This window comes from Pseudomonas petrae, from assembly GCF_021728295.1.
Classification (GTDB): domain Bacteria; phylum Pseudomonadota; class Gammaproteobacteria; order Pseudomonadales; family Pseudomonadaceae; genus Aquipseudomonas; species Aquipseudomonas petrae.
The window spans coordinates 128772-143531 of record NZ_JAKJXE010000012.1 but is presented as its reverse complement, the minus strand read 5'-3'; the positions used below and the strand labels follow the sequence as shown (position 1 = coordinate 143531).

The window sequence follows — 14760 nt, the reverse complement described above, 5'->3', positions numbered from 1 at the left end:
AAATGTCTCAGCCGATTCGCCTGAAAGACCACGAAAAGGACGCACGCCTGGTGCGCAGCCGAGTCGTGGTCGGTGCAGTCGCGGTCGTCGTGCTGATCTGCGTGCTGATCGCGCGGCTTTATTTCCTGCAGGTCATCCAGTACGACTACCACTCGACGCTGTCCGAGAACAATCGCGTTCACGTGCAGCCGATCCCGCCGAGTCGCGGGCTGATCTACGACCGTAACGGCGTGGTGATCGCCGACAACCGGCCCAGCTTCAGCCTGAGCATGACCCGCGAACGTTCCGGTGAATGGACGCAGGTGCTGGACACCATCGTCCAGGTCCTTGAGCTGACGCCTGACGATCGGATCATCTTCGAAAAACGCATGAAGCAGGGGCGGCGGCCGTTTGAGCCGGTGCCCATTCTGTTCGAGCTGACCGAAGAACAGATCGCCCGTATCGCCGTTAACCAGTTCCGCCTTCCGGGCGTTGAAGTGGTGGCGCAGCTGGTTCGCCACTACCCACAAGGCGAGCACTTCGCGCACTCGGTGGGTTACATGGGGCGGATCAACGAGAAAGAGCTGAAAAGTCTCGATCCCGTGAATTACAGCGGCACCCATCACATGGGCAAAACCGGGATCGAGCGTTTCTACGAGCCCGAGCTGCACGGTCAGGTCGGTTACGAAGAAGTCGAAACCAACGCCCGCGGCCGCGTCTTGCGCGTGCTCAAGCGGACGGATCCGGTGCCCGGCAAGGACATCGTCCTGAGCCTCGACATCCAGCTGCAGGAGGCCGCCGAAGCTGCGCTGGCAGGGCGTCGCGGCGCCGTGGTGGCGCTGGACCCAAGCACTGGCGAGGTGCTGGCGATGGTCAGCCAGCCGAGCTTCGATCCGAACCTGTTCGTCACCGGCATCAGCTTCAAGGCGTACTCCGAGCTGCGTGATTCGGTCGACCGCCCGCTGTTCAACCGCATCCTGCGGGGCCTCTACCCACCGGGTTCGACCATCAAGCCGGCCGTGGCGATTGCCGGCCTCGACACTGGCGTGATCACGGCGAGCACGCGGGTTTTCGACCCCGGCTATTACATGCTGCCGAACTACGACCACAAATACCGTAACTGGAACCGCACCGGCGATGGCTGGGTGGATCTGGACACCGCCATCATGCGCTCCAACGACACCTATTTTTACGATCTGGCCCACAAGGTCGGGATTGATCGGCTGTCGGCGTACCTGAACAAGTTCGGCATTGGCCAAAAGGTCTCGCTGGACATGTTCGAAGAATCCCCCGGCCTGATGCCGTCCCGTGACTGGAAGCGCGTCACCCGGCGGCAGGCGTGGTTCCCGGGCGAAACACTCATTCTGGGGATCGGCCAGGGTTACATGCAGGCCACCCCGCTGCAGTTGGCCCAGGCCACCGCGCTGGTGGCGAACAAAGGCAAATGGAACCGTCCGCACCTGGCCAGGACCGTCGAAGGGCAGAAGCCGGTGGACGAAAACCCGATGCCGGACATCGTTCTGCGTGATCCGTCGGACTGGACCAAGGTCAACCACGGCATGCAGCAAGTGATGCACGGTGCTCGCGGCACCGCGCGCAAAGCCGCGATTGGTGCGCAGTACCGCATCGCCGGCAAGAGTGGTACAGCCCAGGTCGTGGCCATTCGGCAGGGCGAGAAATACGACCGCTCGAAAGTCCAGGAACGCCACCGCGACCACGCCTTGTTCGTTGGCTTCGCACCGGCCGACAGCCCGAAGATCGTCGTTGCGGTGATGATCGAAAACGGCGAGTCGGGATCGGGCGTTGCCGCGCCGGTGGTGCGGCAGGTTATGGACGCCTGGCTGCTCGATCCACAGGGCCATCTGAAACCCGAATACGCCAGCAACGCACAGCCTCCGGAGACCGCGGCCCGTGAAGAGTAATTTCGACCGCATCCTGTCCAGCGAAGATGTGATGCGCCGTCGCGCCACGTTCCTGCAGAAAATCCACGTCGACGGCCCGCTGCTGATCCTGTTGCTGACGCTGGCGGCGGGCAGTCTGTTCGTGCTGTATTCGGCCAGCGGCAAGAGTTGGGACCTGCTGATCAAGCAGGCGACCTCGTTCGGCATCGGCCTGGTGTCGATGTTCGTCATCGCGCAGCTCGAACCCAGATTCATGGCCCGCTGGGTGCCCGCCGCCTACGTGATCGGCGTGTTGCTGCTGGTGGCGGTGGACGTCATGGGCCACAACGCCATGGGCGCCACGCGCTGGATCAACATTCCCGGGGTCATCCGCTTTCAGCCCTCGGAATTCATGAAGATCATCATGCCGGCGACCATCGCCTGGTACCTGTCCAAGCGCACGCTGCCGCCGCACCTCAAGCACGTGGCGGTGAGCCTCGGGTTGATTGGTCTGCCGTTCATTCTGATCGTGCGTCAGCCTGACCTTGGCACCTCGCTGCTGATTCTGGCGTCCGGCACCTTCGTGCTGTTCATGGCCGGCCTGCGCTGGCGCTGGATCATCAGCGTGATCGCGGCGGCAGTTCCGGTCGCGGTCGCCATGTGGTTCTTCTTCATGCACGACTACCAGAAGCAGCGGATTTTGACCTTCCTCGACCCGGAGAGCGATCCGCTCGGCACCGGTTGGAACATCATTCAGTCCAAGGCGGCGATCGGTTCGGGCGGCGTGTTCGGCAAAGGCTGGCTCATGGGCACGCAGTCGCACCTGGACTTCCTGCCCGAGAGCCACACTGACTTCATCATTGCGGTGCTCGGCGAGGAATTCGGGCTGGTGGGGATTTGCGCGCTGCTGCTGATCTACCTGTTGCTGATCGGCCGCGGGCTGGTGATCACCGCCCAGGCGCAGACGCTCTACGGCAAGCTCCTCGCGGGCAGCCTGACCATGACCTTTTTTGTTTACGTTTTCGTCAATATCGGTATGGTCAGCGGTCTGTTGCCGGTCGTGGGCGTGCCGTTGCCCTTCATTAGCTACGGCGGAACTTCGCTGGTGACGCTGCTGTCAGCGTTTGGTGTTTTGATGTCGGTCCATACGCATCGCAAATGGATCGCTCAGGTTTGATTAAGGTGAAGAACTCAATGCAAGTAGTGCGTGGCTGGGCTGCTCGATATGCGCCGCTGGTCGGTCTGATGGGCATCTTCGGCTCAGTGCAGGAATCACTTGCCGGTGACTATGACGGCTCTCCTCAAGTCGCCCAGTTCGTCAGCGAAATGACCCGCGATTATGGGTTTGCGGGCGAGCAACTGATCGATGTGTTCCGCGATGTGCAGCGCAAGCAGGCGATTCTCGATGCCATTTCGAGGCCCGCCGAACGCGTCAAGCCGTGGAAAGACTATCGCCCGATGTTCCTCACCGACGCACGCGTTGCCCGGGGCGTCGACTTCTGGCGTCAGCACGAGGCCGCCCTGGCGCGCGCCGAACAAGAGTACGGCGTGCCCGCTCAGGTGATCGTTTCGATCATTGGCGTCGAGACGTTTTTCGGCCGCAACACCGGGAATTACCGGGTGATGGACGCATTGTCGACGCTGGCGTTTGACTATCCCCAGCGCGCCGATTTCTTCCGCAAGGAGCTGCGCGAGTTCCTGCTCCTGTCCCGCGAACAGCAGGTCGATCCACTGACGCTCAAAGGCTCCTACGCCGGCGCCATGGGGTTGCCCCAGTTCATGCCGAGCAGCTTCCGCGCCTACGCGGTCGATTTTGACGCCGACGGCCACATTAATATCTGGAACGACCCCGACGACGCGATCGGCAGCGTCGCCAGCTACTTCCAGCGTCACGGCTGGGTCGCCGGCCAGCCGGTCGTCAGTCGCGCGGACGTGCGCGGTGACCGTGTTGACGAGGGCTTGAGCCCCGGTATCGATCCGGTGAAGACCGTTGGGGAGTTGCGAGCGTTGGGCTGGGCGAGTCATGATGCGCTGCGCGACGACATGCCGGTCACGGCGTTTCGCCTCGATGGAGACAAAGGCCCTGAATACTGGATGGGTCTGAAGAATTTTTACGCAATCACGCGGTACAACCGCAGCGTGATGTACGCCATGGCCGTGCATCAGCTGTCTGAAATGCTTGTTCAAGCCCGGGACGTCAAGTAATGCGGTCACTGCCGATGCAACAACCATTGAAACTGATGGCCTTCACGGCGCTGACTTTGCTGATCGTCAGTTGCTCAACCAGCCGCCCGACGACAACGACGCAACGGCAGGGCAATGTAATCCGCTCGCAGCCCGGGCTGGACATCAACAGGGCGCACAAAGACGGCGCGCCCTGGTGGGACGTTGATGTTTCGCGCATCCCCGACGCCATTCCGACCCTGCACACCGGCCCGTACAAAGCCAACCCGTACACCGTGCTGGGCAAGACCTATTTCCCGCTCAGCGATTCCAAGACCTATTCCCAGACGGGAACGGCGTCCTGGTACGGCACCAAATTCCACGGCCAGAACACCGCCAACGGCGAAGTCTATGACCTGTATGGCATGAGCGCGGCGCACAAGACCCTGCCGCTGCCCAGCTATGTTCGCGTGACCAACCTGGACAATAACCGCACGGTGATCCTGCGGGTCAACGATCGTGGCCCGTTCTATTCGGACCGGATCATCGACCTGTCCTACGCCGCAGCCAAAAAGCTGGGTTATGCCGAAACCGGTACGGCGCGGGTAAAAGTTGAAGGCATCGACCCTTCTCAGTATTGGGCGCAGCGCGGCAAACCGGCGCCGCTGATGCTGGATCAGCCGCAAGTGGCGAGCAGCAATCCACCGCCTCAGCAGCCAGCAGCGCCGGTGATCACCGCGTCAGCCGGCACGATCGAGCAATGGACGCCGCCGCCGCAGCAACACGCCGCTCCGGTTACGCCGGTACCGATCGACGCAAAAAAAAACGCTTCCGGACAAGCGTCTGGGCTGTTTCTCCAAGTGGGAGCCTTCGCCAACCCGGACGCTGCGGAACTCCTGAGGTCGAAATTGAGCGGGATGGTCCGCGCGCCGGTGTTCGTGAGTTCGATCGCGCGCAATCAACAGACGCTCTATCGCGTGCGGATGGGACCGGTCGACACGCCGGGTGAAGCCCAGCAACTGCAAAACAGCGTAAGGTCCGCCAATCTCGGCTCGCCAAGCGTCGTCACATCGGACCAGTAACGCGTTTATCAGCGATTCCCGCCCCGGCAACGGAGGCGAGTTTCGTTGCCTGACCGACGACGTGCCGACCAGGCTTGTCGTTGTCAGCAGCTTTTCACGGCACGTTCTGTAGAATGTGAGCCCGTTTGCCGGGGTAGCCCGGCACCCGCTTTGCCCGCAAGGGCATGTTTGCCCATTAGCATTTTCGAGAGACGGATGAACATCACCAGCTTTGCAAAACGCCTTTGCCTGCTTATCCCGCTATTCACCGCGCCTGCCGTGTTTGCGGCAGAACAGATGACGCCATCGCCACCGCAACTGGCTGCCAAGGCTTATGTGCTGATGGACGCCAACAGCGGCAACGTTCTGGTCGAAAACAATGGCGACCAGCGCCTGCCACCGGCAAGTCTGACCAAGCTGATGACCGCTTACATCGCCACGCTGGAAATCCGTCGTGGCCAGATCGGCGAAAACGACCCTGTGACCGTCAGCGAAAACGCCTGGCGCACCGGCGGTTCGCGGATGTTCATCAAGGTGGGCAGCGAGGTCACCGTCAGCGACCTGCTGCACGGCATCATCATTCAGTCGGGTAACGACGCCAGCGTTGCGCTTTCCGAGCACATCGCCGGCAGCGAAGACGCCTTCGCCGACCTGATGAACAAGACCGCTGCCGACCTGGGCATGGTCAACAGCCACTTCATGAACCCGACCGGCCTGCCGAATCCTGATCACTACGCCACCGCCCATGACATGGCCCTGCTGGCGCGCGCGATCATCCACGAAGACCCGGCGCACTACGCGATCTACTCGCAGAAAGAGTTCTTCTGGAACGGCATCAAACAGCCTAACCGCAACCTGCTGCTGTGGCGTGACAAGACCGTCGACGGTCTGAAAACCGGTCACACCGAAGAAGCCGGCTACTGCATGGTGTCCTCGGCCGTTCGTGATGGCATGCGTCTGATTGCTGTGGTGTTCGGCACCAACAGCGAGCAAGCTCGTGCTGCAGAGACCCAGAAGCTGCTGACCTACGGTTTCCGCTTCTTCGAAACCCAGACCTTCTATCAGAAGGGCACCGAGCTGGCTCAGGCGCCGGTCTGGAAAGGCACAGAGCGTCAAGTCAAAGCCGGTCTGGCTGAAGACTTGACCATGACCATGCCAAAAGGCGAGCTGAAGAAGCTGGCTGCCAGCATGACCATGAACCCGCAACTGGTTGCACCGATCGCCAAAGGCGACGTCATCGGCAAGGTTGAAGTCAAACTGGACGACAAAGTCGTGCACAGCGCGAACCTGATCGCCCTGGACGCCGTCGAGGAGGGTGGTATCTTCCGCCGCCTGTGGGATAGCATCCGCTTGTTCTTCTACGGTCTGTTCAACTGATCAACGATTGATCAAAAGCTGACCGTTGCTCCGTACGCCCCCGTCGCCGAACGCGCCGGGGGCCTGTCCGTTTTCCGGCTTACGAGGCCGTTACTGCCATGACAGATTCCGAAGTAAAAGCGCCAAAAATCGAATTTCCCTGCGCCGACTATCCCATCAAGATCATCGGCGACACGGGTGTGGGCTTCAAAGACAGAGTCATCGAGATTCTCGAGAAGCACGCCACCGTCGACATGAAAACCCTGGCCGAGCGCCAGAGCAGCAACGGTAAATACACCACCGTTCAGTTGCACATCATCGCCACCGGGCAAGATCAGCTATACGACATCAACAGCGAATTGCGGGCCACCGGCTTCGTGCACATGGTGCTGTGATGGGCGCGGTTCTGGGCTTTCGTGAACTCGGGCTGACCGACTACGAGCCCACCTGGCAGGCCATGAAACGCTTCACCGACGGTCGCGACCGCGAAACCGCCGATGAGGTCTGGCTTGTGCAGCATCCGCCTGTCTTCACCCAGGGCCAGTCCGGCAAGCCCGAGCACTTGTTGCTGCCGGGGGATATCCCGGTGGTGCAGGTCGATCGCGGCGGCCAAGTGACTTATCATGGCCCCGGCCAACTGGTCGCTTATTTGTTGTTGGACGTGCGCCGTCTGGGCTTTGGCGTTCGCGAGCTGGTCACCCGGATCGAGCGCAGCCTGATCGATCTGCTGGCCAGTTACGGCGTAGACGCCGCAGCCAAGCCTGATGCACCGGGGGTTTACGTCGACGGCGCCAAGATTGCCTCGCTGGGGCTGCGCATCCGCAACGGCTGTTCGTTTCACGGCCTTGCGTTGAACGTCGATATGGATCTGGACCCTTTTAAACGGATTAATCCCTGCGGGTATGCGGGGCTGGCGATGACCCAGCTGCGCGAACAGGCAGGTCCGATTGAATTTGCCGAGGTTAGTGCCCGGCTGCGTGCGCAGCTCGTCAACCACCTCGACTACGCTGAGCAGACGACCCTAACGGGCGGAATCGATTGATATGACTACTGCGTATGAGGCAGCTGACACTGTCGTGAATACAGAGAATGCCGTTCAAACCCTGATCCCGACAGTGAGCGTGGCCACGCCTGAGCGGGTGGCCCGTCCGAAAGTGGAGGCCGGCGTGAAGCTGCGCGGCGCGGAAAAAGTCGCGCGCATCCCGGTGAAGATCATTCCGACGGTCGATCTGCCGAAGAAGCCGGACTGGATTCGTGTGCGCATCCCGGTCTCGCCGGAAGTCGACCGCATCAAAGCGCTGCTGCGTAAGCACAAGCTGCACAGCGTGTGCGAAGAGGCGTCTTGCCCGAACCTGGGCGAGTGTTTCTCTGGCGGCACCGCGACCTTCATGATCATGGGTGACATCTGCACCCGTCGCTGCCCGTTCTGCGACGTCGGCCATGGCCGGCCGAAAGCGCTGGACACCGACGAGCCGAAGAACCTCGCCGTCGCCATCGCTGACTTGAAACTCAAGTACGTCGTGATCACTTCCGTAGACCGTGACGACCTGCGTGACGGCGGTGCACAGCATTTTGCCGATTGCATCCGCGAGATCCGCTTGCTGTCGCCGAATGTGCAGCTGGAAACTCTGGTCCCGGATTACCGTGGCCGCATGGACATCGCGCTGGAAATCACCGCCGCGACGCCACCAGACGTCTTCAACCACAACCTGGAAACCGTGCCGCGCCTGTACAAGGCCGCGCGCCCGGGTTCGGATTACCAGTGGTCGCTGACCTTGCTCAAGCGTTTTAAGGAAATGCTCCCCCACGTGCCGACCAAATCCGGGCTGATGCTGGGGCTGGGCGAGACCGACGAAGAAGTCATCGAAGTCATGCAGCGCATGCGCGAGCACGACATCGACATGCTGACCCTGGGTCAGTACCTGCAACCGTCGCGCAACCATTTGCCGGTGCAGCGCTTCGTGCACCCGGACGTCTTCGACTGGTTCGCCGAAGAAGGTTACAAGATGGGCTTCAAGAACGTCGCCTCCGGCCCGCTGGTCCGTTCCTCGTACCACGCGGACGAGCAAGCCAAGCTGGTCAAGTCGCTGCTCACGGCGGGTTGATCACAGCGTCGTTGATGCAGAAAGCAAAACGGGCCGGATAGAAATATCCGGCCCGTTTTTTTGCCTCTCGTTCAGGTCTGCGCAGTTACGGCTTGCGCAGTTGCTCCAGCAATTCCTGCGTCGGATATCCGTCCGCCGGCCAGCCAAAGGATTGCTGTGCGCTGCGAATCGCTTTACGCGTATTGGCGCCGATGATCCCGTCCGGGGCGCCTGCGTCGTACTGTCGGGCAGATAGCAGCGTCTGCAGTTCGATACGCTCGGTGCGGCTCAGCGGACGATCGCCGCGCGGCCAGCTGCCCTGCACATAACCGCCGCCACTGAATCGCTCGGACAGCAAACCGATGGCCATCGCATAGGACGACGAGTTGTTGTACTTCAGGATGGCGCGGAAGTTGTCCATCACCAGAAAGGCCGGGCCTTTGTAGCCTGCGGGCAGCAGCAAGGCTGCCTGCTGTTGCAGCAAGTTGGCCGGCAGCGCAGAACCGTTCGGCAGTTTCAGCCCCAGCTGTTGCCATTCGCTAATGGATTTGCGGGTTGATGCGTCCGCCAGCGCGTAGTCGAAACCCTGAGCCAGTTGCACTTCAAAACCCCACGGCTGGCCTTTCTGCCAGCCCGAGCTTTGCAGGTAATGCGCGGTGGAGGCGAGGGCGTCGGTGGGGGAGTTCCAGATATCACGGCGACCGTCGCCGTCGAAATCCACCGCGTGGGTGTTGTAGGTCGTCGGTATGAACTGCGTCTGTCCCATGGCGCCGGCCCACGAGCCCAGCATGCTCGGGGCATCGATATCGCCGTGCTGAATGATCTGCAGCGCGGCGATTAGCTGGTCCTGGGCAAACTGCGGACGGCGGCCTTCATAGGCGAGCGTTGCCAGTGAGCGAATCACTGACTGAGTGCCCTGGAACTGGCCGAAGCTACTCTCCATGCCCCACACGGCGATCAGTGCCTGGCGATCGACGCCATAACGCTGCTCGATGGCGCTCAGCGCGTCGGCGTATTCATTCAAAAGGGCCTGACCCTTGCGCACGCGCACGGCCGACATGGCGCCATCGAGGTATTCCCACACAGGGCGGCTGAATTCCGGCTGGCTGCGATCGGCCTTGACCACGCTCATGTCCGGCGTGACGCCGGCAAACGCGTTATCGAACACCTCCGGGCGCACACCCGCATTCAGCGCCAGAGCGCGAAACTGGCTCTGCCACTCGCTGAAGCTCATCGCAGGCTGGATTTCAAAGTTGCCGTCGTCAGGTTGCGCAACGGCGCCTGAAGGAGTGGGCAGGTTCTTGACAACTTGCGCTGCGGGCGCGGACTGGAGAGGGGTGGCAACGGCAGCGGTAGGCTGCTCGGCACAGGCGACCAGCGCGAAGAGGCTGGAGGCGGCGATCAACTGGCGAAGGTGCCAGCGACGGGGAAAGCTTGGGGGCATTCTGGGGTCCACAGGGCTAAACCGGAAGGTGCAGACCTTAACATGCCGGCCCTGTTGGTGGGGCGTCAGTCAGTAACGTGAAGTTTTCAACCCGCCATAACGGAAGAAGCCTCCCAGCTTTTAGACTGGAAGGCTTCGCGGCGGTAGCTGCCTTTGCCTTTGCCGGGTTGTTCCTGACGGCTGCGGAACAGTGGCTGGGCGATGATGGATTTGGCCTTGTTCGGCCGCTTTTTGGCTTTGCTCATGGCGTTCTCGCTCAAGTGGTGGGGCGCAGCAGCGGGGATATTCTGCCAGTTAGGCGCCGCTGTCCAATTAACCTGAGCTATCGAAACGTTACAGATTATTCCGCCGGCAACGCCAGCCGTTGCCCCGCCATCAGCAGCGTCAGTCGACTCAGGCTGCTCCAGACCGATCCCTGCGCCTGGCCTTTGATCTGCGCGTCGATGTGTTGGGCGTCCATCAACAGCTGGCCCCAGCGTCGCGCAGAGTGGCGTTGCAGGGCTTTGCTCATCAGCGGTTTGCGCTTGTCCCAGATGGGCGGGCGCGCCTGGCTGAAAGCTTTGTCCAGCGGGATGCCCTGACTGAACTGCAACGCCAGATTGGCCAGCACACGCAGCTCGCGGGACAGCGCCCAGAGAATGACCGGAGGCTCAACGCCTTCGCCGCGCAGGCCTTCGAGCATTCGCAGTGCATGGGCCGCTTCGCCATTGAGGATTGCGTCGGTCAGGCCAAAGACGTCGAAGCGCGCGCTGTCGGCCACCGCAGCCTGCACGGTCTCCACCGTGATCTGGCCTTCGTCGGCCATCAGCTTGAGCTTTTCGATTTCCTGCGCAGCGGCCAGCAAGTTGCCTTCCACCCGCGCGGCGATCAGTTCGATGGCGTCCGGCGTTGCTGCGAGGCCGGCCTGTGACAGGCGCTGACGAATCCATTGAGGCAACTGGCTGGCATCCACCGGCCAGATCTGCACGAACTGGGTTTGTGGCTCTTCAACCAGCGCCTTGCCCCATTTGGTTTTCTGCGCCGAGCCGTCGAGCTTGGGCAGGCTGATCAGCAGCAGCGTGTCTTCGGCGGGACGGCCGCAGTATTCAAGCAGCGCGGCGGCGCCCTTGTCGCCGGGTTTACCGGACGGCAGGCGCAACTCCAGCAGCCGGCGCTCGGCGAACAGCGACATGCTCGCGCCCGCCTGAAGCAGGGTGCCCCAGTCGAAGCTTGAATCGGCACTGAACACCTGGCGTTCGTCATAGCCTTGCTGGCGTGCAGCCGCACGGATGGCGTCGCACGCCTCCTGACACTGCAGCGGGTCATCGCCGCTGACGATGTAGACGGGCGCAAGCGTGCCTTGCAGGTGTTTGGAAAGCTGGGCGGGGGCGAGTTTCATGGGTCAGAAAAGATCAGGGCCGGCGAACCGGCCCCGATGCCGTCACTTGGACGGGATTTCGATAGGCGACTGTTGTGGCGTCTCGTCGCGAATGCGCTGAGCAGCGGCTTCGGCGTCAGCCTGGGCGCGGGCAGCGGCGTCGGCTTTGGCTTGCAGCTCGTCAAGGCGCTGAGGTGTCAGTTGCTGCAGACGGGCCAGCACTTTCTGCACGAGGTCAGTGCGCATTTCCTTACGGATCTGATCGGCTTCCTGGTCAGAGCCGATCAGGTTGTTGCCGTCATGGACAAACACCTTCTGCGACTGAACGGAGTCATCGATCAGCAGAACATCTTTGCTGCCGTGGATTTCGTATTTCAGTACGGTGGTCAGCTCGTATTCGGCGGAACGGCCGGAACCGGCGTAGCTCGCCGTGCGCTGGGTCTCGTCTTCACGGGCGATAAACAGCTTGTACTGAGCGCCGGTGTAGACGTGCACGCCACTGCTGGTCAGGGTCTGACGCAGCTGGGTGACGACGTCGCCGTAAGCGTCGCGCGCGCTCACGTCCAGTTCCTTGATCGACAGGGCGTTGGTGCCGGTGCCGCGCAGCTGGAAACCGCAGGCGCTCAGCAGAACCGCGAGTCCCATTACCAGCAGATTGCGTTTGATCATCTTGTTGCTCCCTTGAATCCGTTAGAACCCGGCATCCCGGGTTCTTGAAATGTATGCGGCGCCTGCTGGCACGCGCCCGATTGCGTCAGCTGGCGACGATGTTAACCAGTTTGCCCGGCACCACGATCACTTTGCGGATCGTCAGGCCGTCGATGAAGCGCAGGACGTTTTCGTTGATCCGTGCGGCAGCCTCGACTTCCTCGCGGGTGGCGCTGGCCGGCATCTCGATATGGCCACGCAGCTTGCCGTTGACCTGAATCACCAGCTGCAACGTGTCCTGCACCAGTGCCGAGTCATCGACCACAGGCCAGCCGGCGTCGATGATCGGACCGGAGTGGCCCAGCGCAGCCCACAGCTCGTGGCTGATGTGCGGGGTGATCGGCGCCAGCAGCAGCGCGACAGTCTCCACACCTTCCTGCAACAGCGCGCGGTCCTGAGCCGAAACCTGCGGTGCCTTTTCCAGCACGTTCATCAGCGTCATCACTTGCGCGATGGCGGTATTGAATTTGTGATGCTGCCCAACGTCCTGACCGGCCTGCTTGATGGCCAGGTGAATCGAGCGGCGAATAGCCTTCTGGTCGTCGCTCAGCGCGGTTTTGTCGAGTGCGCTTGCAGCGCCCGCCGTCACGTGAGCCTGAGCCAGACGCCAGACGCGCTTGAGGAAGCGGTGCGAACCTTCCACGCCGGAGTCAGACCATTCCAGGCTCATGTCAGGCGGGGAGGCGAACATCATGAACAGGCGGCAGGTGTCTGCGCCGTACTGGTCGATCATCGACTGAGGATCGACGCCGTTGTTCTTGGATTTCGCCATCTTTTCGATGCCGCCGATTTCAACCGGCTGGCCATCGGCAATCAGTCTGGCGCCGATGATCTTGGCCTTGCTGTCGCGTTCGAACTCGACGTCAGCCGGGTTGAACCAGGTCTTGCTGCCGTTGGCTTCCAGACGATAGAACGTCTCGGCCACGACCATGCCCTGGGTCAACAGATTCTTGAACGGCTCGTTGGAGCTGACCAGGCCTTCGTCGCGCATCAGCTTGTGGAAGAAGCGCGCGTACAGCAGGTGCAGAATCGCGTGTTCGATACCGCCGATGTACTGATCAACCGGCAGCCAGTGATTCGCGGCCTTCGGGTCGACCATGCCGCCTTCGTAATGAGGCGAGGCGTAGCGGGCGAAATACCACGACGACTCGACGAAGGTGTCCATGGTGTCGGTTTCGCGCTTGGCCGGCGCGCCGCAGGTCGGGCAGCTGCACTCGTAGAACTCGGGCATGCGCGCCAGCGGTGAGCCCGCGCCATCCGGTACCACGTTTTCAGGCAACTTGACCGGCAGTTGATCTTCCGGGACAGGCACGTCGCCGCACGTGTCGCAGTGAATGATCGGGATCGGGCAGCCCCAGTAGCGCTGACGGCTGATGCCCCAGTCGCGCAGGCGGAACTGGGTACGTGACTTGCCAAGTTCTTTCTTGAGCAGCGCAGCTTCGATGGCATCGAAAGCACCCGCGAAGTCCAGCCCGTCGAACTCGCCGGAGTTGATCAGCTGACCGTGTTCGCCGTATGCGTCCTGCCAGGGCGCAGGCGTTTCGTCGCCCGCGCTGGTGCGCACCACCGGCTTGATCGGCAGGCTGTACTTGGTCGCGAACTCGAAATCACGTTCGTCGTGGGCAGGAACGGCCATGACCGCGCCGTCGCCGTAATGCATCAGCACGTAGTTGGCGACCCACACCGGCAGCTTCTCGCCGGTCAGCGGGTGCTCGACGAACAGCGAGGTCGGCAGGCCTTTCTTTTCTTGGGTGGCGACGTCGGCTTCGGCAACGCTGCCGCTTTTGCATTCGTTAATGAACGCTTGCAGCTCGGGATTATTCTGCGCAGCCAGGGTCGCCAGCGGGTGCTCGGCGGCAACGGCCACATAAGTTGCGCCCATCAGGGTGTCGGGGCGGGTGGTGAAGACTTTCAGGGTGCCGGCTTCGCCGATGGACGCCTGGTCGTACGGGAACTGGACTTCCATGCCACGGGATTTGCCGATCCAGTTGCGCTGCATGGTCTTGACCTGTTCTGGCCAGCCCGGCAACTCGTCGAGGCTCTCCAGCAGCTCATCCGCGTAAGCAGTGATCTTGAAGTAGTACATCGGGATTTCGCGTTTTTCGATCACCGCGCCCGAACGCCAGCCGCGCCCGTCGATGACTTGTTCGTTGGCCAGGACGGTCTGGTCGACCGGGTCCCAGTTCACGGTGCCGTTCTTGCGGTAGATCACGCCTTTTTCGAACAGGCGAGTGAACAGCCATTGTTCCCAGCGGTAGTAATCGGGTTTGCAGGTGGTGATCTCGCGGGACCAGTCGATCGCCAGACCCAGGCTCTTGAGCTGGTTCTTCATGTAGGCGATGTTTTCGTAGGTCCACTTGGCGGGGGCGACGTTGTTCTTCATCGCGGCGTTTTCCGCCGGCATGCCGAACGCATCCCAGCCCATCGGCTGCAGCACGTTTTTGCCTTGCATGCGCTGATAGCGGGCGATCACGTCGCCGATGGTGTAGTTGCGCACGTGACCCATGTGTAGCTTGCCGCTGGGGTAAGGGAACATCGACAGGCAGTAGAAGGTGTCCTTGCCTGGCTGTTCACTGACTTCAAAAGACTTTTGCTCGTCCCAAAAGGTCTGGGCGGCGGCTTCGATTTCGCGGGGCTGGTAGAGTTCGTGCATGGCTACTTTTGGCTGAAATGAGTGACCCTTGACCGCTTCTCGGCGTGACCGGATCAGGAAGCCTTCGCATGCCAG

The 14760-nt window shown here is 61.7% G+C and carries 13 protein-coding genes; 8 read left to right on the top strand and 5 right to left on the bottom strand.

Annotated features, from left to right (window positions below):
• The first annotated feature begins 2 nt into the window (after positions 1–2).
• From mrdA to lipA, 8 genes are all read left to right on the top strand, one after another.
• Positions 3–1901 carry a penicillin-binding protein 2 gene (gene mrdA / locus L4G42_RS20405; protein WP_237259833.1) on the top strand — a complete coding sequence of 633 codons (1899 nt, stop codon included), beginning with the start codon at positions 3–5 and terminating at the stop codon, positions 1899–1901.
• Positions 1902–1932: 31 nt separating this feature from the next.
• Positions 1933–3036, top strand: a complete 1104-nt coding sequence (gene rodA / locus L4G42_RS20400) for a rod shape-determining protein RodA (protein ID WP_237259845.1) — start codon at positions 1933–1935, stop codon at positions 3034–3036.
• Between the two features lie 17 nt (positions 3037–3053).
• On the top strand, positions 3054–4064 hold the full coding sequence (gene mltB / locus L4G42_RS20395; protein ID WP_237254871.1) for a lytic murein transglycosylase B: 1011 nt from the start codon (positions 3054–3056) through the stop codon (positions 4062–4064).
• Complete coding sequence (locus tag L4G42_RS20390; protein WP_237254872.1) at positions 4064–5104, top strand: septal ring lytic transglycosylase RlpA family protein; 1041 nt, start codon at positions 4064–4066, stop codon at positions 5102–5104. The genes mltB and L4G42_RS20390 overlap by 1 nt, the downstream gene beginning before the upstream one ends.
• Before the next feature lie 195 nt (positions 5105–5299).
• Positions 5300–6460: a D-alanyl-D-alanine carboxypeptidase family protein gene (locus L4G42_RS20385; RefSeq protein WP_237259834.1), complete on the top strand. Its 1161-nt coding sequence runs from the start codon at positions 5300–5302 to the stop codon at positions 6458–6460.
• 98 nt (positions 6461–6558) lie between these two features.
• The gene (locus tag L4G42_RS20380; RefSeq protein WP_122536890.1) at positions 6559–6834 is read left to right on the top strand and encodes a DUF493 domain-containing protein; all 276 of its coding nucleotides are present in this window, start codon (positions 6559–6561) and stop codon (positions 6832–6834) included.
• Complete coding sequence (gene lipB, locus L4G42_RS20375) at positions 6834–7481, top strand: lipoyl(octanoyl) transferase LipB (protein WP_237259835.1); 648 nt, start codon at positions 6834–6836, stop codon at positions 7479–7481. Before L4G42_RS20380 ends, lipB begins: the two co-directional genes overlap by 1 nt.
• Before the next feature lies 1 nt (position 7482).
• Entirely contained in the window at positions 7483–8544 is a 1062-nt protein-coding gene (gene lipA / locus L4G42_RS20370; RefSeq protein ID WP_237254875.1) for a lipoyl synthase, read from the top strand.
• Positions 8545–8629: 85 nt separating this feature from the next.
• On the opposite strand, the gene L4G42_RS20365 is transcribed toward lipA, so the two are convergent.
• From L4G42_RS20365 to leuS, 5 genes are all read right to left on the bottom strand, one after another.
• Positions 8630–9967: a lytic murein transglycosylase gene (locus tag L4G42_RS20365; RefSeq protein ID WP_237259836.1), complete on the bottom strand. Its 1338-nt coding sequence runs from the start codon at positions 9965–9967 to the stop codon at positions 8630–8632.
• Between the two features lie 86 nt (positions 9968–10053).
• On the bottom strand, positions 10054–10212 hold the full coding sequence (arfA, locus tag L4G42_RS20360; RefSeq protein ID WP_237259837.1) for an alternative ribosome rescue factor ArfA: 159 nt from the start codon (positions 10210–10212) through the stop codon (positions 10054–10056).
• A 95-nt stretch (positions 10213–10307) separates the two neighbouring features.
• Entirely contained in the window at positions 10308–11345 is a 1038-nt protein-coding gene (gene holA, locus L4G42_RS20355; RefSeq protein ID WP_237259838.1) for a DNA polymerase III subunit delta, read from the bottom strand.
• A 42-nt stretch (positions 11346–11387) separates the two neighbouring features.
• A complete protein-coding gene (locus L4G42_RS20350; RefSeq protein WP_237254877.1) occupies positions 11388–11993 on the bottom strand; it encodes an LPS-assembly lipoprotein LptE in 606 nt (201 codons plus the stop codon).
• Positions 11994–12078: 85 nt separating this feature from the next.
• The gene (gene leuS / locus L4G42_RS20345) at positions 12079–14685 is read right to left on the bottom strand and encodes a leucine--tRNA ligase (protein WP_237259839.1); all 2607 of its coding nucleotides are present in this window, start codon (positions 14683–14685) and stop codon (positions 12079–12081) included.
• Positions 14686–14760 lie beyond the last annotated feature (75 nt).